The organism is Kosakonia sp. PSU_27 (assembly GCF_039409795.1).
Classification (GTDB): Bacteria; Pseudomonadota; Gammaproteobacteria; order Enterobacterales; family Enterobacteriaceae; genus Kosakonia.
Window position 1 is genome coordinate 168,733 of sequence record NZ_JBCIVK010000007.1, and the last position, 23,031, is coordinate 191,763.

At 56.5% G+C, this 23,031-nt stretch carries 22 protein-coding genes; 17 read left to right on the top strand and 5 right to left on the bottom strand.

What is annotated here, in order from left to right:
• Nucleotide 1 precedes the first annotated feature (1 nt).
• Nucleotides 2-955, top strand: coding sequence for a nickel/cobalt transporter (locus AAIG26_RS18730; RefSeq protein ID WP_313627300.1), 954 nt, complete (start codon nucleotides 2-4; stop codon nucleotides 953-955).
• A 34-nt stretch (nucleotides 956-989) separates the two neighbouring features.
• Here AAIG26_RS18730 and proP read toward each other — a convergent pair whose 3' ends face one another.
• Nucleotides 990-2,492 carry a glycine betaine/L-proline transporter ProP gene (gene proP, locus AAIG26_RS18735; protein WP_020456197.1) on the bottom strand — a complete coding sequence of 501 codons (1,503 nt, stop codon included), beginning with the start codon at nucleotides 2,490-2,492 and terminating at the stop codon, nucleotides 990-992.
• A 653-nt stretch (nucleotides 2,493-3,145) separates the two neighbouring features.
• Between proP and kdgT the strand changes: the two genes are divergently transcribed.
• Nucleotides 3,146-4,144 carry a 2-keto-3-deoxygluconate transporter gene (gene kdgT, locus AAIG26_RS18740; RefSeq protein WP_020456196.1) on the top strand — a complete coding sequence of 333 codons (999 nt, stop codon included), beginning with the start codon at nucleotides 3,146-3,148 and terminating at the stop codon, nucleotides 4,142-4,144.
• 204 nt (nucleotides 4,145-4,348) lie between these two features.
• Here the strand turns inward: kdgT and AAIG26_RS18745 are convergent, their stop codons facing one another.
• Nucleotides 4,349-5,227, bottom strand: a complete 879-nt coding sequence (locus AAIG26_RS18745; RefSeq protein ID WP_020456195.1) for a diguanylate cyclase regulator RdcB family protein — start codon at nucleotides 5,225-5,227, stop codon at nucleotides 4,349-4,351.
• Nucleotides 5,224-7,578 carry a clamp-binding protein CrfC gene (gene crfC / locus AAIG26_RS18750; RefSeq protein ID WP_020456194.1) on the bottom strand — a complete coding sequence of 785 codons (2,355 nt, stop codon included), beginning with the start codon at nucleotides 7,576-7,578 and terminating at the stop codon, nucleotides 5,224-5,226. Before crfC ends, AAIG26_RS18745 begins: the two co-directional genes overlap by 4 nt.
• Before the next feature lie 601 nt (nucleotides 7,579-8,179).
• Between crfC and AAIG26_RS18755 the strand changes: the two genes are divergently transcribed.
• The 13 genes from AAIG26_RS18755 (at nucleotide 8,180) to AAIG26_RS18815 (ending at nucleotide 17,404) form a co-directional block, all read left to right on the top strand.
• Nucleotides 8,180-8,515: a zinc ribbon domain-containing protein YjdM gene (locus AAIG26_RS18755; RefSeq protein WP_045511864.1), complete on the top strand. Its 336-nt coding sequence runs from the start codon at nucleotides 8,180-8,182 to the stop codon at nucleotides 8,513-8,515.
• Nucleotides 8,516-8,608: 93 nt separating this feature from the next.
• The gene (gene yjdN / locus AAIG26_RS18760; RefSeq protein WP_020456192.1) at nucleotides 8,609-9,055 is read left to right on the top strand and encodes a VOC family metalloprotein YjdN; all 447 of its coding nucleotides are present in this window, start codon (nucleotides 8,609-8,611) and stop codon (nucleotides 9,053-9,055) included.
• 188 nt (nucleotides 9,056-9,243) lie between these two features.
• The gene (gene phnF, locus AAIG26_RS18765) at nucleotides 9,244-9,969 is read left to right on the top strand and encodes a phosphonate metabolism transcriptional regulator PhnF (RefSeq protein ID WP_044489777.1); all 726 of its coding nucleotides are present in this window, start codon (nucleotides 9,244-9,246) and stop codon (nucleotides 9,967-9,969) included.
• Nucleotides 9,970-10,422, top strand: coding sequence for a phosphonate C-P lyase system protein PhnG (gene phnG / locus AAIG26_RS18770; protein ID WP_045511862.1), 453 nt, complete (start codon nucleotides 9,970-9,972; stop codon nucleotides 10,420-10,422). It abuts the gene before it with no gap.
• Nucleotides 10,419-11,003: a phosphonate C-P lyase system protein PhnH gene (phnH, locus tag AAIG26_RS18775; protein ID WP_343181209.1), complete on the top strand. Its 585-nt coding sequence runs from the start codon at nucleotides 10,419-10,421 to the stop codon at nucleotides 11,001-11,003. Before phnG ends, phnH begins: the two co-directional genes overlap by 4 nt.
• On the top strand, nucleotides 11,003-12,067 hold the full coding sequence (locus AAIG26_RS18780; RefSeq protein ID WP_343181210.1) for a carbon-phosphorus lyase complex subunit PhnI: 1,065 nt from the start codon (nucleotides 11,003-11,005) through the stop codon (nucleotides 12,065-12,067). Before phnH ends, AAIG26_RS18780 begins: the two co-directional genes overlap by 1 nt.
• Nucleotides 12,060-12,908, top strand: a complete 849-nt coding sequence (locus AAIG26_RS18785; protein WP_343181211.1) for an alpha-D-ribose 1-methylphosphonate 5-phosphate C-P-lyase PhnJ — start codon at nucleotides 12,060-12,062, stop codon at nucleotides 12,906-12,908. Before AAIG26_RS18780 ends, AAIG26_RS18785 begins: the two co-directional genes overlap by 8 nt.
• Nucleotides 12,905-13,663: a phosphonate C-P lyase system protein PhnK gene (phnK, locus tag AAIG26_RS18790; protein ID WP_020456186.1), complete on the top strand. Its 759-nt coding sequence runs from the start codon at nucleotides 12,905-12,907 to the stop codon at nucleotides 13,661-13,663. The genes AAIG26_RS18785 and phnK overlap by 4 nt, the downstream gene beginning before the upstream one ends.
• Before the next feature lie 10 nt (nucleotides 13,664-13,673).
• Entirely contained in the window at nucleotides 13,674-14,360 is a 687-nt protein-coding gene (gene phnL / locus AAIG26_RS18795; RefSeq protein ID WP_343181212.1) for a phosphonate C-P lyase system protein PhnL, read from the top strand.
• Nucleotides 14,357-15,493 (top strand): alpha-D-ribose 1-methylphosphonate 5-triphosphate diphosphatase, encoded by a 1,137-nt coding sequence (gene phnM / locus AAIG26_RS18800; RefSeq protein WP_045511850.1) that lies wholly within the window; start codon nucleotides 14,357-14,359, stop codon nucleotides 15,491-15,493. The genes phnL and phnM overlap by 4 nt, the downstream gene beginning before the upstream one ends.
• Nucleotides 15,490-16,041, top strand: coding sequence for a ribose 1,5-bisphosphokinase (gene phnN, locus AAIG26_RS18805; RefSeq protein ID WP_161796285.1), 552 nt, complete (start codon nucleotides 15,490-15,492; stop codon nucleotides 16,039-16,041). Before phnM ends, phnN begins: the two co-directional genes overlap by 4 nt.
• A 60-nt stretch (nucleotides 16,042-16,101) precedes the next feature.
• Nucleotides 16,102-16,860 (top strand): phosphonate metabolism protein PhnP, encoded by a 759-nt coding sequence (phnP, locus tag AAIG26_RS18810; protein WP_020456182.1) that lies wholly within the window; start codon nucleotides 16,102-16,104, stop codon nucleotides 16,858-16,860.
• Nucleotides 16,861-17,068: 208 nt separating this feature from the next.
• Entirely contained in the window at nucleotides 17,069-17,404 is a 336-nt protein-coding gene (locus AAIG26_RS18815; protein ID WP_020456181.1) for a phosphotyrosine protein phosphatase, read from the top strand.
• Nucleotides 17,405-17,409: 5 nt separating this feature from the next.
• Here AAIG26_RS18815 and yjdP read toward each other — a convergent pair whose 3' ends face one another.
• A complete protein-coding gene (yjdP, locus tag AAIG26_RS18820) occupies nucleotides 17,410-17,721 on the bottom strand; it encodes a DDRRRQL repeat protein YjdP (protein ID WP_020456180.1) in 312 nt (103 codons plus the stop codon).
• Between the two features lie 80 nt (nucleotides 17,722-17,801).
• Nucleotides 17,802-20,366, bottom strand: a complete 2,565-nt coding sequence (locus AAIG26_RS18825) for an ATP-binding protein (protein ID WP_343181213.1) — start codon at nucleotides 20,364-20,366, stop codon at nucleotides 17,802-17,804.
• Between the two features lie 124 nt (nucleotides 20,367-20,490).
• On the opposite strand from AAIG26_RS18825, the gene AAIG26_RS18830 reads away from it, so the two are divergent.
• Both AAIG26_RS18830 and AAIG26_RS18835 read left to right on the top strand, forming a co-directional pair.
• Complete coding sequence (locus AAIG26_RS18830) at nucleotides 20,491-22,014, top strand: sugar ABC transporter ATP-binding protein (protein ID WP_020456178.1); 1,524 nt, start codon at nucleotides 20,491-20,493, stop codon at nucleotides 22,012-22,014.
• The gene (locus AAIG26_RS18835) at nucleotides 22,007-23,008 is read left to right on the top strand and encodes a ribose ABC transporter permease (RefSeq protein WP_020456177.1); all 1,002 of its coding nucleotides are present in this window, start codon (nucleotides 22,007-22,009) and stop codon (nucleotides 23,006-23,008) included. Before AAIG26_RS18830 ends, AAIG26_RS18835 begins: the two co-directional genes overlap by 8 nt.
• Nucleotides 23,009-23,031: the final 23 nt, after the last annotated feature.

Consider the following 23,031-nt stretch of genomic DNA (forward strand, 5'->3'; position numbering starts at 1 on the left):
TATGACCACGCAACTTCTCACCCGTGACTGGCGCTTACCCGCCGCCGTTGCCCTACTGGCGGTGGTGCTGGCTGCTGCCTTCGTTTTACATGCGCACTGGGCGGCCTTTTTGCAATGGTGCCTGGCAACGCAAATCACCCTGCACCGCTATCTGGTGATGTATTTGCTGCAACTGAACAACCACCAGTACAGCGGCGGCTTATGGCTGCTGACCGGCGCGTTCTTTTATGGCGTGCTGCACGCGATTGGCCCAGGCCACGGCAAATTCATCGTTACCACCTGGCTTAGCACTAACAACGAAAGCCAGATTGCGGCGCGCGTCGTTCCCGTGCTGGGCAGCCTGATGCAAGGCGTCAGCGCTATTCTGTTCGTCTTTATTCTGGCGGTCGGTTTCAACCTTGCCGCAGGCGATCTCAGTGAAAGCCGCTGGTACGTTGAGAAAATAAGCGCGGTGATGATTGGCGGTTTCGGTGCGTATGTCGTCTGGAATGCACTCAAAACCCTGCAGCCACGAAAACTGGCAATCCGCTCACTGGCTCCCGCACATCAGCACGACGATCATTGCGGCTGCGGCCATCACGGCGTTGGCATGAGCACGCAAGGCGACTGGAAAACGCGTCTTGGTGTGATCCTCGCTATTGGCGCACGCCCGTGCAGCGGTGCGATCATGATTTTGCTCTTCGCCAATGCGCTCGGCATCGTGAGTTGGGGCATTGCGGCGGTGATGACCATGGCGGTCGGCACGGCACTGTCGATCGCCGGATTGTCGCTGGCGGTGCGCTATGCGCGTAACAGCACGGCGGCGTTTTTTGGCGGTGAGGCAAGCACATTACACAAGTTCGTTCCGGTGCTGAAAATCGCCGGTGGCGTGGCGCTGATCCTGTTCGCGCTGGTGCTGTTTTTAACGGTTATTCCGGTGAGTGCAAACGGAGATTATATTGCGGCGGGATGCTAAAAATCCCGGATGACCGCGCCATCCGGGATTGGCATTACTCGTTGATTTTTGGATGTTGCTGCACCAGGCGAGCACGTTTTTCCTGCAACTGAGCGATCTCCTCATCGATATCTTCGATTTTCTGCTCAATGTTATCGTGATGTTCCTGCAAGATTTCCCGCGCTTCCTGCAGATCCGACGCCGCCGGGGTCGCTCCTTTCAGCGGTAGATTCGCTGTCTCTTTCATCGTCAGGCCGGTAATCAGGCCAATCACCGCAACCACCATTAGGTAATAGGCAGGCATCAGCAGATTGGCTGAACTTTCCACCAGCCAGGCCGTCAGCGTCGGCGTCAAACCGGCAATCAGGATAGAGATGTTGAACGCGCTTGCCAGCGCGCTGTAGCGAATATGCGTCGGGAACATCGCTGGCAACGTTGATGCCATCACGCCGGTAAAGCAGTTCAGCACCACCGCCAGCATCAGCAGACCCGCGAAGATCAGGCCAATAATGTTGCTGTTAATCATGATGAAGGCCGGGATCGCCAGCACAAACAGCGCAATGCTGCCCAGAATAACAAACGGACGGCGGCCAAAGCGGTCGCTCAACAGCCCCATTACCGGCTGCACAAACAGCATACCAATCATGATAGCAATGATGATCAGCACGCCGTGGTCTTCGGAATAGTGCAGGTTATGCGACAGGTAACTTGGCATATACGTCAGCAGCATGTAGTAGGTCACGTTGGTGGAAATCACCAGACCAATACAGGCCAGCAGGCTGCGCCAGTGTTTGGTCGCAATCTCTTTAAATGAGACTTTAGGCCCATCCTGCAACCCCTGACGATCGCCCTGCTCCAGTTTGTCGACGTGCTGCTGGAAGGCAGGCGTCTCTTCCAGTGCGTGGCGCAGATAGAGACCGATTAACCCCAGCGGGAGCGCCAGGAAGAACGGGATACGCCAGCCCCAGTCGAGGAAGTTCTCCTCACCGACAATGGTAGAGAGCAGAACGACGACGCCCGCGCCGAGCACAAAACCGGCGATGGAACCAAAATCCAGCCAGCTGCCCATAAAGCCGCGTTTTCGGTCCGGCGAGTATTCGGCGACAAAGATGGATGCCCCGGTATATTCGCCGCCCACCGAAAAGCCCTGCGCCATCTTACACAGCAGCAGTAAAATCGGCGCCCAGATACCAATGGTGGCATACGACGGGATCAGACCAATACAGAAGGTACTGACGGACATGATCACTATCGTTATTGCGAGGATTTTTTGTCGGCCATATTTATCGCCCAACATGCCGAAGAACAGGCCGCCTAACGGACGAATCAGGAACGGAACGGAGAAGGTCCCAAGCGCAGCAATCATCTGCACGCTGGGGTTTGCATCGGGGAAGAACACCTTACCAAGGGCGTAGGCGACAAAGCCGTAAACGCCGAAATCAAACCACTCCATGGCGTTACCCAACGATGCGGCGGTAATCGCTTTACGCAATTTGCCATCATCGATAATAGTTACATCACGCAAGGTGATGGGTTTAATTTTTTTCCTTTTTAGCATGCATCTATTCCTCTTTAGACTTTCGCCCTGAACCGCCCGGCGTACTCTCCCTGCCGGGCGTTTTAAATGGCTTTTCAGCCTTCCTGTTCAAGCGTAGCAGGTTTACTTACACGGACTGTTTAAAGCCTGTACAACCGAACCTGTTGACGCCTGCCGGGCAATGAATGACCTTTTTACCCTAACAGGGTTTAAAAATGTGATCAAATTCACATAGTTTTACCACGCAATAATCCTCCTCACAGTTTTAACGCTTTTTCTTTCATCGGGAATAAGAAACATCTAATGCGGAGCAGGCTAAAAACATGCCGGTAATCACCTTCGTGATTATTACCTTCCTTGCCATCTCCCCCATATATTTCTTCACAACTCATTTACAGCAAAAATAAATAAACAAATATCAGATTATCTTTACGCAAAATATGTGATCGGAGTAACTAAAACATTGTTTCATTCTTATTGAATAGATATTCCATTGATCGGATGATAGCGACATAACCCCGCAGAGTGGCGCAACACAGCGTCTTTAAATGCGGCGACCAGCGGCAATCGATAGCGAGTGCCCTGCCTGAGAAATTCTTTAATGAATTGAAAATATTCACTATTAATTTTTAGCTTTCCTCGTTCATGGCAATGACGAGCAGTGAGGATTTATTATGAAAATCAAGGCCACGATAGAACGCATTCCTGGCGGGATGATGCTGGTTCCGCTGCTGTTAGGCGCAATGTTGAATACGCTGGCACCGGATACCGGTGCTTATTTTGGCTCATTCACTAAAGGGATGATTACCGGCACAGTACCCATTCTTGCGGTGTGGTTTTTCTGTATTGGCGCGTCCATTGATTTACGCGCTACCGGCACCGTTTTACGTAAATCCGGCACGCTGGTGCTGACAAAAATTGCCGTCGCCTGGGTAGTGGCGATGATCGCCGCGTCGTTTATTCCGGACACCGGCATCCAGACCGGATTCTTTGCCGGGCTTTCCGTGCTGGCGCTGGTATCCGCCATGGATATGACCAACGGCGGTCTGTACGCGAGCCTGATGAACCAGTACGGCAGCAAAGAGGAGTCTGGCGCGTTTGTGTTGATGTCGCTGGAATCCGGCCCGCTGATGACCATGGTGATCCTCGGCTCCGCCGGTCTGGCCTCGTTTGAGCCGCACCACTTTGTCGGCGCCGTGCTGCCGTTCCTGATTGGTTTCGCGCTCGGTAACCTCGATCATGATTTGCGCGCTTTCTTCAGTAAAGCAACGCCGGTGCTGATCCCGTTCTTCGGCTTCGCGCTGGGTAACACCATCAACCTGAGCGTTATCATGCAAACCGGCCTGCTGGGCATCTTCCTCGGCGTTGCGGTGATTATCATCACCGGTATTCCGCTGATTATCGCCGACCGTGTAATCGGTGGCGGCAACGGAACGGCAGGTGTGGCAGCCTCTTCTGCGGCAGGCGCGGCGGTGGCGAACCCGGTGATTATCGCGCAGATTAACCCGGCATTTGAACCGGTAGCCGCATCCGCAACCGCGCTGGTCGCCGCAAGTGTGATAGTGACGGCCATTCTGGTGCCGATTATCACCGCGCTGTATGCGAAACGCTTCGGTCATGTGCCGCACGCGAAAGAGGAAGCAGAGAACCCGATCGAGTCGACAGGACACTAAAGATGCTCGATCAAAAAAGCCCCTGACGGGGCTTTTTTATTGCCAGTTGAAAAGCGCATCCGGCGGGCGTGGTCAGCAAGGGTTGGCTTTGCCATGCTCGCGCGCATGACCGGGAGAAAATGCACGTTGCGGGTTTTGATTACCCCTCTCACTGTTACTCAACGCTGTCTTTATAAGAGGGATGTTTACGGGTATGAAAGCGGGTTACTCACCAAACACTTCGTCGACCATCGCCGTCGCGATGCGTGTCGCGGAACAGAGCCGCGGCATGCCGAGCGCCACCGTTTGCCAACTCTGGGTGACAGACCAGCAGATCGGATGGCGTTCAGCATCACACCAGTCGCCAAGCCAGCCGAGTAAATCTTTATAGTCCATCAATCCTGGCGTCGAAGGTGTCGCCAGCCATTGGTGGTAGAAATGTCGGGTTGCCGGCGAAGCATTAATCCCCTGCGCCAGAAAATCGGCAGCCATCGCGCGCAGATTATCTTTCAGCATCGTCGCCACACCTTCATTCGCCAGGCGGCAGGCATCTCCAAACGCCCCCCAGCGCAACTCTTCCAGCGCGATGTAGCAGCGTCCGGCCATCGACCAGCCGTTGTAATTCCCGGCGCGCCAGTGGGCAAAAACTTGCTCGCTATGGTTGCCCGCCTGTACGGCCAGTCCGCGCTGGGTCAGCGCTTTCTCTTTCCACGCCGCACGTTGGCTGAAATGCTCAACCAGCTCGTCATATTGCTGCTGCACGCCAGGCGTCGCGTTGGCAGGACGGCGCTCCGCTTGTTGCAATGCCGCCAGCCGCTCGGTAATGCGGGTTAATGCCAGATATCCCGGATCAAGCATGCTGGCCAGTTTTTCCGCCAGCCCCAGACGCAGCGCGTCGTTTTCATTTAATACGCCAGACATTGCCCACGGGCGCAGCTGCGTTTGCGCCATGATCTCCTGCGTCAGCCGCTCACGAAACAACTGCTGTTGAGGCACAATCGGCGTCTGGCGCGGCGCATCAACGCCCTGCACCAAATCCACGATAAATTTCGGGTGAATACACTCAAGTACGCGCCCCGGGCCGTCCAGTAGTCGATTTTTCATGGTAGATCTGCCGCGAAGAGGGTTTGTATATCATCGCGTAACAGGCGTGCGTCCTCATGGATCCAATTGGCCGTCCTGATGCTCTGCTGCAACTGCTGGCGCAACGCCAACACTGACGACTCGTTCTGCTGTCGTATCGCCAGGCTGTCACGCAAACTTTCCTGTAGTCCCGCGAGACTTAACGAGAACTCGGCAAAAAATGTCGCCATTCCCGCCGTAACAGAAACATCGACCTGCGCGCTTAAAGCTTTACGAATTTGTTCACAAAAATGAGCAACATGGTCGATGAGTTTCTTATTTAACGCCGTAAGGTCGATCACGTAGCGGGTACGCGTGGCGACATAATCGTCCCACCCCCAGCTGGGGTTGTTGAGCCAGCGCGACACAGTTTCCCGCATGCTGCCAGCGCGCGGCGCCTGCCCGGCAGGCAAATCTTGCGGCGCGATCACATTGGTAAACAACGAACGGGCGTTAAAGTTGAGCGCGCTTGCCTGGAACGCCGGGAAACTGATACGTGCGCGAAAACCGGCGTGCGTAAGTTCCTCTTTAATACGGGTTTCGATGGGGCGCATCGCATCGTTCAACGAGCGCGCCAGCGTATTTTCCAGTTCGTCGAAACGCTGTGCCAGCTCACGGCTGATGCGCTCCTGCGCCGCGACTAAAATCGTCTCGCACACCGAGCGGATTTTACTGAGCGCGACCTGCGCCTGGCCTTCATTTTCCAGCACCAGTTGCCCCGGCGCGAAATGTTCATCGAAACGCAGGTCAGCATGGCTGTCTCTGACCATTGTCATTAACTGACCATCATGGAACCAGGCATCAATGGCTTCGACAATTTCAAATTGCTGGCCATGAATATAAATTTCGGCTGCGGCGAGCGCCTCTTCCACTTCATGTTCAATTTCATCGCTAACGCCTTCCTGGCAGCTACGCAGCAGCGCCATGTCCTCTTCCAGCCGGGAGATGTTTTGCTCCAGCTTTTCATAGGCCACGGTTAATCCCTGATAGCGAAAATCAAGGTACTCGCGGGCGCTTTGGGTGTAGTTCAGCAGCTTATGCGACGCCGAACGCAGCGCATAAAGCGAGGCGTTCGCGTGTGCGGCATGCAGCAGTGTGCGAATCGGTTTTTCAAACAGCGAATCTTCCCACAGCAGATCGGCGGCATGGCGGATATGCTCAATATCCTCTAAATCGGCGTTGCGCCAGCGGCGTCCGAGCGCGGCTTCGGCAAAGTCCTGCACCCAGCGTTGCTCTTGCGGATCCGGCAAACGCCCCTGGTGCTGCAACTCATGGCGGGCGCGGTTCGCCAGATAGCCCCACATTGAAGAGACCGGGAAAATTTGGGTCGGGTTAATGTTTCCTTTCATTAACGTACCGGAAATCAGCGCCTTCACCTGATCTTCATCGTCGCTGTTGCGATCTTTTTGATCGAATTTATTCACCAGTGCGTACAACGGCACCGAGCGGCCGACCGAGGAGATCGCGCGGCGCACTTCCTCATCAGAGATGGATTTAAGCTGTGTGTAGTCCATCACCGCCAGCACCGCCGAAGCGCGCGCCAGTTGCTCGCTGAGCATTTTTTGCAGATGTGGCTGCCCGGCTTCATTCGGCCCGGGGGTATCCAGCAGTGTCAGTTGGCCCAGTTGATTATCGAGCCCGGCCAGATGCACAAACTCCACCTCAATCACCGGAATGTGTTCAATCGCCGCATACGCGGAAAAGGGGAAGTCCACATCCAGCGCTTTGGAGAGGCGCACCAGATCATTGAGGCTTTTCAGGCAGTGGAAGATCGGCTGTGCGCCCAGATAGTGCTTATCAAAAGCATCGCCTTGCGCAATACGATCCAGCAGCGCGGCCATGTCTTTATCGATTTCAATTTTTTGCGCCAGCTTTTCACGGTTGTAATTAAAAAGCCGCGTCTGAAGCTGTTGCGCAAGCGCGTCGATAGGCCCGACGTGAGAAAAGTGCAGCACCGGCTCTTTTTGACCAGGTGTGTGGCGAATAAGGGTGGGCAGCGCGGTCATCGGCCGGTTGCGGTTGGGCAGCACTTCCGTGCCAACAATCGCGTTGATGGTGGTCGACTTTCCTGCCTTCATGGTACCGACAATCGCCAGCACCATTTCCAGCCGGGTAATTTTCCGTAATTCGTTATGCAGCGTCGCCTGCTGCGCTTCAACGCCGCGCGCGCTGAAATGCAACGGCAAAACATTGGCGTTTTCCGCCTTACCGGTGGCGTTCGTCTCATCAAACGTCGCCGTCGGTATTTTTTTTAAAGCCTGGAGATTGTGCAAGGAAAGTTGCAACAATCTTTCTGCTTCCTGGCTTAATTCAAAAATTGTTTGTGTGTGCATGTCAAAAGTCTTTCCTTAACGCAAATTTTCTTACTTTTATTTAGCCGGAATGTTTTATTAGTGAAGTTTCGGCTTTTATAATTACGTGTGGAAAATATCTTCGAAAAGATAAACGCCTGATGATACTCAGGAAAATATATATTTTTTTTCTCAAAAAATGACAGCGGCGCAACTCCGGTGATAAAAACCAGAGAGTTTGAGCTTAGCTCATTTTCGGGAACAACCAGGATATATCATCATTTATTTACCCACCCAATTTGAGAGGTAATAACCACCATTGCTGGCAGCGTAGCAGGCATGACAGTTCGGGTTCGAATTACACCAGATACTACACGCCACCTTATATGAATTAGTAAATGCTGGCAATTTCCACCAGAAAATAATCTAAATAACTGGTGTAAGAATTTACTCATCATGTTTCTGCGATAAGCATCGCTTAACCGAATGACAGGTTGTGTCACTACTTTCATCTTTTTATGTTTTTTCTGAAAAAAATAATAACAACGGCAACTGTACGGTTTTGCTGTATAATCGCAGCCTTTCTGGCGCTGAGCCTTTGTGCGGTTTATCCCGCTCTGTATGTACTTTTGAGGAACTCCCTATGCAACTCCCCCACTGCCCAAAATGTAATTCCGAATACACCTATGAAGATAATGGCATGTTCATTTGCCCGGAATGCGCTCACGAGTGGAACGATGCGGAACCTGCTCACGATGCAGATGAATTAATCGTCAAAGATGCTAACGGCAATCTTTTAGCCGATGGTGATACCGTCACCGTAATTAAAGACTTGAAAGTAAAAGGCAGTTCTTCAATGTTGAAGATTGGCACCAGGGTAAAAAATATTCGTCTGGTGGAAGGCGATCATAATATCGATTGTAAAATCGACGGTTTTGGTCCAATGAAACTCAAATCTGAATTTGTTAAAAAGAATTGATGTTTTGACGGGAAGCATTCGCTTCCCGTCTGGTTTACTTTTTCCCGCAGCGACTACACTTTATGGCAGATTTCGTTACCCGAGGTAATGATTATGCCGCTCAGTCCCTACATCTCTTTTTCTGGCCAGTGCCAGCAGGCCATCGAGTTTTACCAACAGGCACTCCATGCCGAATTAACCTACAAGATAACATTTGGTGAAATGCCTAAATCTCCGCAAGAGAGCAATAGCGATGAAAGCTGCGCTGCGGGTCAGGCTTTCGCCGATAACGATATTGCCCATGCGAATTTACGCATTGCCGGTAGCGAAATCATGATGAGCGACGGCAGGCAAAACAGTGGGGATTACAGCGGTTTTACCTTAAGTCTCGCCACACAGGATGTCGATCAAGGCAAAGCCTGGTTCGACGCGCTTGCCGCCGACGGGCGCGTCACCATGCCGTGGCAGGAGACATTCTGGGCGCACGGTTTTGGCATGGTGACTGATAAATTCGGCATTCCCTGGATGGTGAATGTCGCCAAAGCACCGCCCGCCGCTTAATCTCTTCATTTAACTTGATATCTTTATTGAAAAAGGAGCCAGCGGCTCCTTTTTCATTTTCATACCGCCATACGGCTTCTCCTTGTTTGCCAAGATTCATCCCCGCGCAATCACCGCATAACCAAAATGCAACATTTGCACTTCACGATAAGACCACTTTTTACCTGGCCCGCGGAGCTACTATGAGCATGCACTTGTCCAGACATCCGACCAGCTACCCCACGCGCTATCAGGAAATCGCCGCAAGGTTAGAGCAGGAACTGCGCAGCAACTATCGCTGCGGTGACTGGCTGCCTGCAGAACAACAACTGGCCACGCGCTTTGAGGTTAACCGCCACACACTGCGCCGCGCGATCGATCAACTGGTGGAAAAAGGCTGGGTACAGCGCCGCCAGGGCGTTGGCGTGATGGTGCTGATGCGCCCGTTCGACTACCCCCTCAATGCACAGGCGCGCTTTAGTCAAAACCTGCTCGATCAGGGCAGCCATCCCACCAGCGAACGTCTGCTGGCGGTGCTGCGTCCGGCGTCGCAACACGTCGCCGATGCATTAGGCATCCAGGAGGGCGACAACGTGATTCACCTGCGCACTCGCCGTCGGGTGAATGGCGTGGCGCTGTGCCTTATCGATCACTATTTCTCCGATCTGCAGTTATGGCCGCTACTGCAACAGTTTGACAGCGGTTCGCTGCATGACTTTTTACGTGAACAGGCCGGGGTCAGCCTGAAACGCACCCAGACGCGCATCAGCGCCCGTCGCGCACAAGTTAAAGAGAGCCGCTGGCTGGAGATCCCCAATATGGCGCCGCTGCTCTGCGTGCGCACCCTCAACCATCGTGAAGGCGAGGTCAACGCCACGGAATACTCCGTCAGCCTGACGCGCGCCGACATGATCGAATTCACCATGGAGCACTGAATGCACTTTGATACGCCAACCCGACAGCGCTGGATGGCCGCACTCGCGCACGCCACGCCGGAGATGCTGCGCGGCCGAATGCGCACGCTCGGACTCGCCCCGGAATATGAACAGGTGCGCGCCCCGCAGACAGGCCTGGTGCAGATCCAGGCACGCATGGGCGCGACCGGCGATCGTTTCTTTCCCGGCGATGCAACATTAACGCGCGCGGTTATTCGCCTGGAGTGCGGCACGCTCGGTTTTAGCTGGGTGCTCGGGCGCGATAAAGGCCACGCCGAACGTTGCGCCGTGTGTGATGCGCTGTTGCAGGACCCTTCCTATTTCCAGACGTTGATGGAAACCCTTATTACCCCGCTGGAAGCGGACCGCGCCGCGCGACTGACTGCGCGTCAGGCCGAAATCAACGCCAGCCGGGTCGACTTCTTTACGCTGGTTCGCGGAGATAACGCATGACCTTACAACCCGCTTTCGCGTCGGCGGTTCACGATGCCCAACACTGTTTTCGCCGTCTGTTAAAAGCCATGAGCGAGCCGGGCGTGATTATTTCGCTGCCGCAGTTAAAACATGGCTGGCCGCCGCTCAACCCGGCCACCACCAGCGTATTGCTGACGCTTGCCGATAACGACACACCGATTTGGCTTTCCGCCGCCGTGGATAACGACCTCGTGCGTCAGAACCTGCGCTTTCACACCAACGCGCCGCTGGTCGATCAACCGCAACACTCGCTGTTCGCCATTGCCGATCACACCCTCAGCGCCGAGCAACTGAGCGCCCTGCCAGGCGGCACGGATATCAGCCCGGAAAGCAGCGCGACCCTGATTTTACAGCTCCCGGCACTGAGCGGCGGGCGCATGCTGCGCCTGACCGGACCGGGCATTCTGGAAGAACGCATGGTTGCCCCGCAGTTGCCGGAGTGCATTACCGATGAGTTTACCGACCGCCCGCACTCGTTTCCGACAGGCATCGACGTGATCCTGACCTGCGGCGAACGCGCGCTGGCGATACCGAGAACCACGCTGGTGGAGGTGTACTGATGTACGTTGCTGTCAAGGGGGGCGAAAAGGCCATCGCCGCAGCCCACGCACTGCAGGAGCATAAACGCCGTGGCGACGCGGAGCTTTCGGAGCTGAGCGTTGCACAAATCGCCGACCAGTTGCACCTCGCGGTCGACCGCGTGATGACCGAAGGCGGCATTGCCGATCGGGAACTGGCGGCGCTGGCGTTAAAACAGGCGAGCGGCGATAACGTCGAAGCCATTTTTCTGCTGCGCGCTTACCGCACCACGCTGCCGCGCCTGGCGGTGAGCGAACCCATCGACAGCGCGAAAATGCGTTTAGAACGCCGTATCTCAGCGGTTTACAAAGATATTCCCGGCGGCCAGTTGCTTGGCCCCACGCACGATTACACCCACCGCCTGCTCGATTTCACCCTGCTCGCCGAAGGCGAAACGCCGACGCTCACCACGCGCGAAGCGCAGCAGGACGCCGCCCCGCACGTTTTCAGTTTGCTGGTCAACGAAGGGCTGGCAAAAGCCGAAGAAGATAGCGGCGCAACCCCGGACGACATTACCCGCAATCCGCCGGTTTACCCCTGTTCGCGCGCTTCACGTTTGCAGCAACTGGCGCGCGGCGATGAGGGTTACTTGCTGGCGCTCGCCTACTCCACTCAGCGCGGTTACGGGCGCAATCACCCGTTCGCCGGTGAGATCCGCAGCGGGTATATCGATGTGGAAATTGTGCCGGAAGAGCTGGGTTTTGCGGTCAACATCGGCGAACTGTTGATAACCGAATGCGAAATGGTCAATGGCTTTGTCGCACCGCATGATGAGCCGCCACACTTTACCCGCGGCTACGGGCTGGTGTTCGGCATGAGCGAACGCAAAGCGATGGCGATGGCGCTGGTCGACCGCGCCCTGCAAGCCGCCGACTACGACGAGCCGATTAAAAGCCCGGCGCAGGACGAAGAGTTTGTGCTGGCGCACGCGGATAACGTCGAAGCGGCAGGTTTTGTCTCGCATCTGAAACTCCCCCACTACGTTGATTTCCAGGCCGAACTGGATTTGCTCAGACAGCTGCAACAGGAGAAACATCGTGGCTAACGCGCTAACCGGTTACAACTTTGCTTTCCTTGATGAGCAAACCAAACGCATGATCCGCCGCGCGCTGCTGAAAGCAGTGGCGATCCCCGGTTACCAGGTGCCGTTTGGCGGGCGCGAAATGCCGATGCCCTACGGCTGGGGCACCGGCGGCATCCAGATCACCGCCAGCGTGATCGGCGAAGATGACGTGCTGAAAGTAATCGACCAGGGCGCGGACGATACCACCAACGCCGTCTCCATCCGCCAGTTCTTTACCCGCGTTACCGGCGTGGAAACCACCGAACGCACCGCCGACGCCACGCTGATTCAGACGCGTCATCGCATTCCCGAAACGCCGCTCAAAGAAGATCAAATTCTGATTTACCAGGTGCCGATCCCGGAACCGCTGCGCTTTATCGAGCCGCGCGAGACGGAAACCCGCACCATGCACGCACTGGAAGAGTACGGCGTGATGCAGGTGAAGTTGTACGAAGATATTGCCCGTTTTGGCAACTTCACTACCCGCTACGCATGGCCGGTAAAAGTGAACGCCCGCTACGTGATGGACCCGTCGCCAATCCCGGCGTTCGATAACCCGAAAATGCACATGATGCCCGCCCTGCAACTGTTTGGCGCCGGGCGTGAAAAACGCATCTACGCCGTGCCGCCCTATACACAGGTGGTGAGCCTCGATTTTGAGGATTACCCCTTCGCGCCGCAAAAGTGGGATCAGCCGTGTGCCATTTGTGGTTCCACCCATAGCTACCTGGATGAAGTGGTGCTGGATGATACCGGCACGCGCATGTTCGTCTGCTCCGACACCGATTTCTGCCGCCAACAGACAGAGGCTTTACGCAAATGACCCAACCGCTGCTTTCGGTGACTCACCTTTCCCATCTTTATGCGCCAGGCAAGGGCTTTCAGGACGTCTCTTTCGATTTGTGGCCGGGCGAAGTGCTGGGCATTGTCGGTGAATCTGGCTCTGGCAAAACCACGCTGCTGAATGCAATTTCGGCGCGCCTGGTGCCTCAGCACGGCACCATTACGTACCAGGCGCGCGACCTCTACGCAATGAGCGAAGCCGAACGCCGTCGCCTGCTGCGCACCGAGTGGGGCGTGGTCCATCAGCATCCGCTCGATGGCCTGCGCCGCCAGGTTTCCGCTGGCGGCAATATCGGCGAACGTCTGATGGCAACCGGGGCGCGGCATTACGGCGATATCCGTGCCCGCGCTGAGCAGTGGCTTAGCGATGTCGAGATCCCGCCGTCACGCATCGACGATTTGCCTACCACTTTTTCCGGCGGCATGCAGCAACGTCTGCAAATTGCCCGTAACCTGGTCACCCGCCCGAAACTGGTGTTTATGGATGAGCCCACCGGCGGGCTGGATGTTTCCGTACAGGCGCGTTTGCTCGATCTGCTGCGCGGCCTGGTGGTGGAGATGAACCTTGCCGTGGTGATGGTGACCCATGATTTGGGCGTTGCGCGGCTGCTGGCGAACCGCTTGCTGGTGATGAAACAAGGTCAGGTGGTGGAAAGTGGATTAACCGATCGGGTGCTCGACGATCCGCACCACCCTTACACCCAATTGCTGGTCTCCTCGGTATTGCAAAATTAAGGAGTGGATGATGACTGTTTTGCGTGTGGAAAATGTCAGCAAGACCTTCGTTCTGCATCACCAAAACGGCGTGCGCCTGCCGGTGCTGCGCGAAACATCGCTCAGTGTCGGGGCCGGTGAATGTGTGGTGCTGCATGGCCATTCCGGCAGCGGGAAATCGACCCTGCTGCGTTCGCTGTACGCCAATTACCTGCCCGACGCCGGACATATTCATGTCAAACACGGCGATGAATGGGTGGATCTGGTGCAGGCTCCGGCGCGTAAAGTGCTGGAAGTGCGCCGCCACACCATTGGCTGGGTGAGCCAGTTTTTACGCGTTATCCCCCGCGTTAGCGCGCTGGATGTGGTAATGCAACCGCTGCTGGAACAGGGCATTGCCCGCGAACGGTGCGCGCAAAAAGCGGGTGAACTGCTCACCCGGCTGAATGTGCCGGAACGCTTGTGGCATCTCGCTCCCGCCACCTTTTCCGGCGGTGAACAGCAGCGCGTTAATATCGCGCGCGGGTTTATTGTCGACTACCCGATTTTGCTGCTCGATGAACCTACCGCTTCGCTGGATGAGAAAAACAGCGCCGCTGTCGTTGAACTGATCGCGCAGGCGAAAGCGCGCGGCGCAGCGATTGTCGGCATCTTTCACGATGGCGCCGTGCGCGAACATGTCGCCGACCGCCTCTACCCGATGGGGATCTCCGCATGATAATCAACAATGTAAAACTGATCCTCGAAGATGAGGTGATCAGCGGCTCGCTGGAAGTTCGTGACGGCGTAATTCGTGCTTTTGCCGAAACCCAAAGCCGCCAGCCCGGCGCGCATGATGGCGACGGCGGCTGGCTGATGCCTGGGCTTATTGAACTGCATACGGATAACCTGGATAAGTTCTTCACCCCGCGGCCGAAAGTGGACTGGCCCGCCCATTCCGCGATGAGCAGCCACGACGCGCTGATGGTCGCCAGCGGGATAACAACGGTGCTGGACGCGGTAGCGATTGGCGATGTGCGCGACGGCGGCGACCGGCTGGAGAATCTGGAAAAGATGATCAACGCCGTGGAAGATTCGCAAAAGCGCGGGTTGAACCGCGCCGAGCACCGCCTGCATCTACGCTGCGAACTGCCGCATCACACCACTCTGCCGCTGTTTGAAAAACTGGTTGGCCGCGAGCCGGTCGCGCTGGTGTCGCTGATGGATCATTCGCCAGGACAGCGCCAGTACGCCAGCTATGAGAAGTATCGTGAATATTATCAGGGTAAATATCACCTCACCGATGAGCAGATGGATCAGTTCGAGCAGGAGCAACTGGCGCTCGCCGCACAGTGGTCGCAGCCCAACCGGTTAGCCATCGCCGCGATATGCAATGCGCGTAATCTGCCCCTCGCCAGCCACGATGACGCAACGCGCGAGCATGTTGTCGAATCGCACCAGCTCGGTAGCGTGATTGCTGAATTCCCGACCACTTTCGCGGCGGCGGAAGCCTCGCGAGACCATGGATTAAGCGTGCTGATGGGCGCGCCCAATATCGTGCGCGGCGGTTCCCACTCCGGCAACGTGGCGGCACATAAGCTGGCGCAACTTGGCATGCTGGATATTTTGTCATCCGACTACTACCCCGCCAGCCTGCTGGATGCGGTGTTTCGCGTAGCCAGCGATGAAGAGAATGATTTCAGCCTGGAGAAAGCGGTTCACCTGGTGACCAAAAACCCGGCACAGGCGCTGAATCTTAACGATCGCGGCGTGATCGCCGAAGGGAAGCGGGCGGATCTGGTGCTGGCGCACCACAAAGGCGACCACGTACGCATTGATCATGTCTGGCGCGAGGGGAAAAGGGTGTTCTGATGGGCAGACTGATCTGGTTAATGGGGCCGTCCGGCGCGGGCAAAGACTCGCTACTGGCGGCGCTGCGCCAGCGAGAGCATCCGCAATTACTGGTCGCGCACCGCTACATTACCCGCCCGGCCAGCGCCGGGAGCGAAAACCATATCGCGTTGAGTGAAAAAGAGTTTTTCACCCGTGCCGAGCAGCATCTGTTTACGCTGAGCTGGCATGCCAACGACTTTTATTACGGCATTGGCGCAGAGATAGACCTCTGGCTGCAGGCCGGGTTTGATGTGGTGGTAAACGGTTCGCGCGGGCATCTGCAACAGGCGCAAGCGCAATATGGCGACACGCTGATGCCGGTGTACGTGCAGGTATCGCCCGGCATTTTGCGCCAACGCCTGGAAAAACGCGGGCGGGAGAGCCCCGCAGAGATTGAAGCGCGGCTGGAGCGCGCGGCGCGTTACCAGCCAGGCAATTGCCTGACGCTGAATAACGATGGCAGTTTGCTACAGTCAGTAGAAGGACTGGTCATGCTGATTCGTGCGCAACAAGGGAAAAGCGCGTAATGATGTCGGCGTAGCGTTGCTGCGCCGGTTACGTTGACTCAACCGTTAAAGCGAGGCGCTATGAGCCTGACAATCACCCTCACCGGCACCGGCGGCGCACAACTGGTGCCGGTTTTTGGTTGCGACTGCGCAGCCTGCCGCCGTGCCCGTCAGAATGAAACCCATCGCCGTAAACCCTGTAGCGCCGTGGTGAAGTTTAACGACGCAGTGACCTTACTCGACGCCGGTATCCCCGATCTGATGGATACCTTTCCCGCCGGTCACTTTCAGCAGTTCCTGCTTACTCACTATCACATGGATCATGTGCAAGGGCTGTTTCCGTTGCGCTGGGGCGTAGGCGAGAAAATCCCGGTCTATGGCCCACCGGATGAACAGGGTTGCGACGATCTGTTTAAGCACCCCGGCCTGCTTGATTTCAGCCATACCGTTGAACCGTTTGTGGTGTTTGACCTGCAAGGTTTACAGGTGACGCCACTGCCGCTGAACCATTCGAAACTCACCTTTGGCTATTTGTTCGAATCGGCGCACAGCCGGGTGGCATGGCTGTCTGATACCGCCGGGTTACCGGACAAGACGTTAAAGTTTCTGCTCAATAATCATCCACAAGTGGTGGTGATAGATTGTTCTTATGAACCACGTGCGCAAACGCCAAAAAATCACAGCGATTTGAACACGGTTATCGCCCTGAATGAGGTGATTGGCTGTCCAAGAGTTATCCTAACGCATATCAGTCATGTCTTTGATCAATGGATGATGAAAAACCCGCTGCCGACGGGGGTTGAAGCAGGGTATGATGGCATGCGGATTGTGCTGGATTAGACCGCATAATACCGATATATTCGTCGCATCTTTTCCGGTGGAAGCGGAATAAGCAGACGCAGCCTGTAAAGAGGTCGTTTGAGGGATTAAGCGTACAGACTCGAAGCAAAAAAAAGTTGTTGCGCATAACGCAACGGGGTCTTACTTACCCGCGTGTGACCTGGCAGTTATTAGCACATCGCGGCTTTGACAGAGTATTGAGCTTGCCATGAATGTGCTTTTTATTTGTAGCCGAAACCAGTGGCGCAGCCCCACGGCTGAGCAGGTTTTTCGCCGCTACCCGGGGCTAAATGCCCGTTCCGCTGGCACGCAGCGCCAGGCGAGAAAAACCGTCTCCCCCGCCATTCTCTCCTGGGCGGATGTTATCTGCGTCATGGAAGAACATCACAAGAGCCGGATTCTGGAAGACTTCAGCCGCCTGGTGCAGCATAAACCGGTTTACGTGCTGGATATTCCTGACCATTACCACTTTATGGATCCGCAACTGATCGCGTTGCTGGAAGATGTTGTTCCGGCGCGTTTAGGTTTGCGCATCCCTGCGTAGCCGCGTTAGCGATAATCATCGTCTTCCAGCCTGCGCTGTTCATCTTCCAGTTGGCGCCGCTCGCGATCGAGCTGGCGCTGGCGGTCATCCAGTTGACGACGCCGATCCTCAAGCTGCTGATAACGGTCGTCGTACTGCCTGCGCTGATCGCGGCTTTGGTAGTCGTCATCGCGCCTGTCATCGCGGCTATCTGTGTTATACGCCTCGCCAATCGCCCGCTGGATATTACCAATCGCATCATCAATCACATCCGCGTGGGCAACCTGACCACTGAGTAAGAGAGCGCCGAGCACCAGCGCGTTCGCGTAACGTTTCATAAAGGCCAGCCTCAAATAGGGACGAGGCTTACGTTAATTCAGCCACCCGCGCGCCGAGTAGCGGAGGAATCTCAAATCCACTACGCCGCAATGCGCCGCAACGCCTGGGCGAGTTGTAGGCGGGTAAACGGTTTGCGCAACAGCTCAACATCCGGCAGCGCAGGGTTATGCGCCGGACGCAGATCCTGGCCGCTTATCAGCAACAGCGGCAGTTGCGGATAGTGCTGACGCGCAAGGTTAATCACTTCCGCCCCGCTTAACGTACCGGGCAACATCAGGTCACTAATCAGCGCGCCAATCTCCGGCGACGCACTCAGTAGTTGCAACGCCTGCTCGCCGCTTTCGGCCTCCAGCGTTAGATACCCCAGCTCATGCAGTTGTTCACACAGCGTCTGGCGCACATCCGCTTCATCTTCCAGCACCAGAATCAGCGTGTCGCGGGTATCACGCGTTTGCGCCAAATCGGGTTCGGGATGATTGACCACCTGCACCGCCGCGCGTGGCAGGTGCAAACGCACCGTGGTGCCCTGCCCTGGCGCGCTTTCGATCTCTACCCGCCCGCCGGACTGACGGACAAAACCGTAAACCATCGACAGCCCTAACCCACTGCCGCTGCCGGTCTGCTTGGTAGTGAAGAACGGTTCAAATACCTGTGCTTTCACCTCTTGCGACATCCCGCAGCCGTGATCCACCACTTCCAGCGCCACCATATCCTGCTTGCGCCCGTCGCTGCGGGTCACGCGCTGGTTCCAGGTGCGCACTTTGATAACGCCGCTCTCTCCTTCCATGGCATCGCGGGCGTTCATCACCAGGTTGATGATGGCGTTTTCCAGTTGTCCGACATCGATCCACGCGGGCCACGCCGGGTTCTGCGCCTCAATCTCCAGCGTCAATGTCGCCGGCAGGGAATGGCGCATCAGCTCGCCGAGGTTTTCCAGCAGCGGCTGCATCTCTACCGCGTGCGGATGCAGCGACTGCTTACGTGAAAACGCCAGCAGGCGCTGCGTGAGCAACGCCCCGCGCTCGGCGGCTTTCAGCGCCCGCGAAATACGTGGCGCATCCGGCGAACCGGGCGCGACCAGTTCGAGGCTGCCGATGATCACCGCCAGCAGGTTGTTAAAGTCGTGCGCCAGCCCACCGGTCAGTTGCCCGACCGCTTTCATCTTCTGGCTGTGCAGCAATGCGGCTTCCAGCCCTTTACGTTCGGTTCGGTCCAGCACCACGTTAACCATCCCGCGCCCTGGCACCGGGCTGAAGCGCAGCTCAATGGTGCGGTCATCCGCCAGCCGCAATTCTTGCGGTTTTGGCAGCGCCCGGGCGAGATTCTCCTGCACATGGTTGGGTAAATCACTTACCTGGTGCAGCAAACGCTGGTAATGCTGGCCGCGCTGAAGCGCATCGGCAGTTAACCCCAGCAGCAGCGGATATTGCGGGTTCCACACGACCAGACAGCCCTGGTTATCAAACAGGGCAAAGCCGTCGCGCATGGCGTGAAACGTGGTTTCCAGTTGCGTACTTTTCTCTTTCAGTAGCTTTGAGGTGTGCTCCAGCGAGGCGGTGTTGCGCGCGAAGACGTTAAACGCCCGCGCCAGTTCGCCCAGCTCATCACGCCGCTGCAAACCCGGTACGGAAACGTCCTTTTCACCGTGCGCCAGCCGCGACATCGCGCGCGAAATCGCAGTTAAATTAGATCCCAGGTTACGGTAGATATACCAACCGGCAAAGCCAGTGATCACCAGCGCCAGCAGGGCGAAAACGCTGATAAACGCAATGATGGAACGCATCTCCTGATGGCTCTGGGTGGTGCGCAGCTCAGAGGCGTTCGCCACTTCCGAGACATACTGGTTAATGTCGCTGTTGAGCAGCGCCACCAGCGCTTTGATGTGAAACATCGACCAGCTAATCGCCAGATCGCTCTCTTCCAGTTGCAGCGACAGCGGCTCCAGTTTGCGCAACTCGGCGCTGAAATCGGGCAGGATAAACGCCACCGTTGGGCTGGCGCTTTGCAGCGGTAATGTCGCCATCACTTCAGACAGTTGCTTGATGGTCGGGCGCGGGGAAGGCGTTTGAATAGCGGCGATGATGAGCCGGTCCATCTCTTCCAGCAGGCGGCTGTCGGGGATATTTCCCCCTTCCCGCGTATTTATCTCCTGTAAATGACGCAAATAACTTTGGCTCTGGTAGAGCGAGCTGAGCAGCGCATTACGCTCCAGGTGGCGGCGCTGTCCGCGTTGCAGCATCTCGGTGACGCTTTGCTGCAACTCATGACTGCGCCGTGTGATCTGCGCCACCAGTTGCGGCTCCAGTTGCGCAAGCGGCGCGTTCGCCAGTTGGTTTAGCGAGTGTTGTAGCGCACTTTGCGTTGCTTTCAGCCGCTCAGCTTCACCTTTGTACTCCAGCGCGCCGACCACCTGCGATAAACGCACCGCCGCCGTGGCAACGTTGGCGGTATCGCGCGCCAGGTTCATGCTGCCGGTCATATCGTCCAGCGTTTGCTGTTGCACCTGTTCCTGGATCTGGCTGGCATGGCGAAAGCCAAGTACCGCCACGCCACACACCATTAAGGTCACGGCCACCACTAACACATTGAAAAACAGCAACCGCCCACGGGCGCTGGAAAAGAACGGATTCGCGCGATACGGCATAGTGGCTCCATAAGAGGCTCAACGCGGGTATGGGCGTCACTATGACAAATATGAACAGCTTCTGACATTGTGCATTTACGAACGTGTGATGAAGTGCGGATATCGTCCTTCCGAGGAGCCTGACATGAGCACAACGCCCGTTCTGGAGATGCGCAACATTGCCAAAGCGTTTGGCAAGTTTTACGCGCTCAAAGGGGTGGACCTGACGGTCTGGCCCGGCGAGATCCACGCGCTAATGGGGGAAAACGGCGCGGGGAAAAGCACGTTAATGAAAATTCTTGCCGGGGCGTACAGCGCCACCAGCGGCGAGATCCTGATTGACGGCCAGCCTTACAGTATCAAAGGCCCGAAAGACGCGCTGGCGGCGGGCATCACCTTGATTTACCAGGAGATGCAGCTCGCGCCCAATCTTACCGTCGCCGAAAACATCTTTCTCGGCAGCGAAATCGCCCGTGGCGGGCTGGTGCAGCGCAAAGAGATGGCCGCGCAAGCCCAGGCGGTGATCGATCGCCTTGGCGCCAATTTCAAAGCCACCGACCGGGTGATGACGTTAACCATCGCCGAACAACAGCAGGTGGAGATCGCCCGCGCATTGCACCGCAACAGCCGCATTCTGGTAATGGACGAACCCACCGCCGCCCTCTCCTCGCGTGAAACTCACCGCCTGTTCGAACTGATCCTGCGCCTGCGCGATCAAGGCATGGCGATTATCTACATCAGCCACCGCATGGCGGAAGTGTATGAGCTTTCCGATCGCGTCAGCGTGCTGCGCGACGGGCAATACGTCGGCAGCCTGACCCGCGACAAACTGAACGCCTCCGAGCTGGTGCGCATGATGGTCGGGCGACCACTCAGCGATCTGTTTAACAAAGAGCGCGATATTCCGCTCGGCAGCCCACGTCTGAGCATTCACCACCTGACGGATAACGAAAAGATCCAGCCGGTTAGCTTGCATGTCCGCGCCGGGGAGATCGTCGGTCTCGCCGGGCTGGTTGGTGCGGGGCGATCGGAACTGGCGCAGTTGATCTTCGGCGTGCGTAAAGCCACCGGCGGCATGATCGAAGTGGATGGCGAACCGGTGGTGATCCACTCCCCGCGCGCCGCCATTGATTTGGGCATCGGTTTTTTGACCGAAAACCGCAAAGAGCAAGGGCTGTTTCTCGAACTGGCGGCGCAGGAGAACATCACCATGGCGACGCTTGAGCGCGACGCCGCCTGGGGAATGCTCGATCGCAAAAAAGCGCAGTCGATCTCCGATGATGCCATCAAACTGCTCAATATCCGCGTACCGCACGCGCAAGTACGGGCGGGCGGGCTTTCCGGCGGCAACCAACAGAAACTGCTGATCTCGCGCTGGGTGGCGATTGGCCCCCGCATTTTGATCCTCGACGAGCCAACGCGCGGCGTCGATGTCGGCGCGAAAAGCGAGATCTACCGGATCATGAACCAGATGGCGCGCAAAGGCGTGGCGATCCTGATGATCTCCAGTGAGTTACCGGAAGTGGTCGGCATGAGCGATCGCGTGTATGTGATGCGCGAAGGCGAGATTGCCGGTGAGTTACTCAACGGCGACATCACCCAGGAAAACATCATGACGCTGGCGACCGGCGTTAACGAATCCCTACATCCGGCGGTACACCATGACTGATTACAAAGAAAATACAGCCACCGAGGTCGCCAAATCGGCCTCCGCCAAAAAAATGTTAATGGGCGATCTGATGCAAACGGTCGGCATTCTGCCGATTTTGATCCTCATCGTCGCCGTGTTTGGCTTTATCGCGCCGAACTTCTTTACCGAAAGCAATTTGCTGAATATCACCCGCCAGGCGTCGATCAACATCGTGCTGGCAGCAGGGATGACCTTCATCATTCTGACCGGCGGCATTGACCTGTCTGTCGGGTCGATCCTTGGTACTACAGCAGTGGCAGCAATGGTGGTGTCGTTGACACCGGAGCTCGCCATGCTGTCGGTGCCGGCGGCGCTGATGCTTGGCCTGGTGCTGGGGCTGTTTAACGGCGCGCTGGTGGCGTTCGCCGGGTTGCCGCCGTTTATCGTCACGCTCGGCACTTACACCGCGCTGCGCGGTGCGGCCTATCTGCTGGCTGACGGCACCACAGTGATTAACTCCGACATCAGTTTTGAGTGGATCGGCAATAACTATCTTGGCCCGGTGCCGTGGCTGGTGGTAATCGCGCTGGCGGTGATTGTGGTGTGCTGGTTTATCCTGCGCCGCACCACGCTTGGCGTACATATTTACGCAGTGGGCGGCAATATGCAGGCCGCACGCCTGACCGGCATCAAAGTGTGGCTGGTGTTGCTGTTCGTCTATGGCATGAGCGGGTTGCTTTCCGGTCTTGGCGGGGTGATGAGCGCCTCGCGTTTGTACAGCGCCAACGGCAACCTCGGCATGGGCTATGAGCTGGATGCCATCGCGGCGGTGATCCTCGGCGGTACCAGCTTTGTCGGCGGTATTGGCACCATCACCGGTACGCTGGTGGGGGCGCTGATTATCGCCACCTTAAACAATGGGATGACGCTGATGGGCGTCTCCTACTTCTGGCAATTGGTGATCAAAGGGGCGGTGATCATCATAGCGGTGCTGATCGACAAATACCGTACCCGGCATCATCAGGCAGCATAACAATACCCTACAAAACAGTAACA

Bases quoted from the DNA above. Each gene is read 5' to 3' on its own strand.
- phnH (WP_343181209.1), top strand. From the start codon at position 10,419: ATGACCTTACAACCCGCTTTCGCGTCGGCGGTTCACGATGCCCAACAC.
- yjdP (WP_020456180.1), bottom strand. From the start codon at position 17,721: ATGAAACGTTACGCGAACGCGCTGGTGCTCGGCGCTCTCTTACTCAGT.
- phnL (WP_343181212.1), top strand. From the start codon at position 13,674: ATGACTGTTTTGCGTGTGGAAAATGTCAGCAAGACCTTCGTTCTGCAT.
- AAIG26_RS18825 (WP_343181213.1), bottom strand. From the start codon at position 20,366: ATGCCGTATCGCGCGAATCCGTTCTTTTCCAGCGCCCGTGGGCGGTTG.
- yjdN (WP_020456192.1), top strand. From the start codon at position 8,609: ATGCCGCTCAGTCCCTACATCTCTTTTTCTGGCCAGTGCCAGCAGGCC.
- phnP (WP_020456182.1), top strand. From the start codon at position 16,102: ATGAGCCTGACAATCACCCTCACCGGCACCGGCGGCGCACAACTGGTG.
- AAIG26_RS18780 (WP_343181210.1), top strand. From the start codon at position 11,003: ATGTACGTTGCTGTCAAGGGGGGCGAAAAGGCCATCGCCGCAGCCCAC.
- phnM (WP_045511850.1), top strand. From the start codon at position 14,357: ATGATAATCAACAATGTAAAACTGATCCTCGAAGATGAGGTGATCAGC.
- kdgT (WP_020456196.1), top strand. From the start codon at position 3,146: ATGAAAATCAAGGCCACGATAGAACGCATTCCTGGCGGGATGATGCTG.
- AAIG26_RS18830 (WP_020456178.1), top strand. From the start codon at position 20,491: ATGAGCACAACGCCCGTTCTGGAGATGCGCAACATTGCCAAAGCGTTT.
- phnF (WP_044489777.1), top strand. From the start codon at position 9,244: ATGCACTTGTCCAGACATCCGACCAGCTACCCCACGCGCTATCAGGAA.
- crfC (WP_020456194.1), bottom strand. From the start codon at position 7,578: ATGCACACACAAACAATTTTTGAATTAAGCCAGGAAGCAGAAAGATTG.
- AAIG26_RS18730 (WP_313627300.1), top strand. From the start codon at position 2: ATGACCACGCAACTTCTCACCCGTGACTGGCGCTTACCCGCCGCCGTT.
- AAIG26_RS18835 (WP_020456177.1), top strand. From the start codon at position 22,007: ATGACTGATTACAAAGAAAATACAGCCACCGAGGTCGCCAAATCGGCC.
- proP (WP_020456197.1), bottom strand. From the start codon at position 2,492: ATGCTAAAAAGGAAAAAAATTAAACCCATCACCTTGCGTGATGTAACT.
- AAIG26_RS18745 (WP_020456195.1), bottom strand. From the start codon at position 5,227: ATGAAAAATCGACTACTGGACGGCCCGGGGCGCGTACTTGAGTGTATT.
- AAIG26_RS18815 (WP_020456181.1), top strand. From the start codon at position 17,069: ATGAATGTGCTTTTTATTTGTAGCCGAAACCAGTGGCGCAGCCCCACG.
- AAIG26_RS18755 (WP_045511864.1), top strand. From the start codon at position 8,180: ATGCAACTCCCCCACTGCCCAAAATGTAATTCCGAATACACCTATGAA.
- phnK (WP_020456186.1), top strand. From the start codon at position 12,905: ATGACCCAACCGCTGCTTTCGGTGACTCACCTTTCCCATCTTTATGCG.
- phnG (WP_045511862.1), top strand. From the start codon at position 9,970: ATGCACTTTGATACGCCAACCCGACAGCGCTGGATGGCCGCACTCGCG.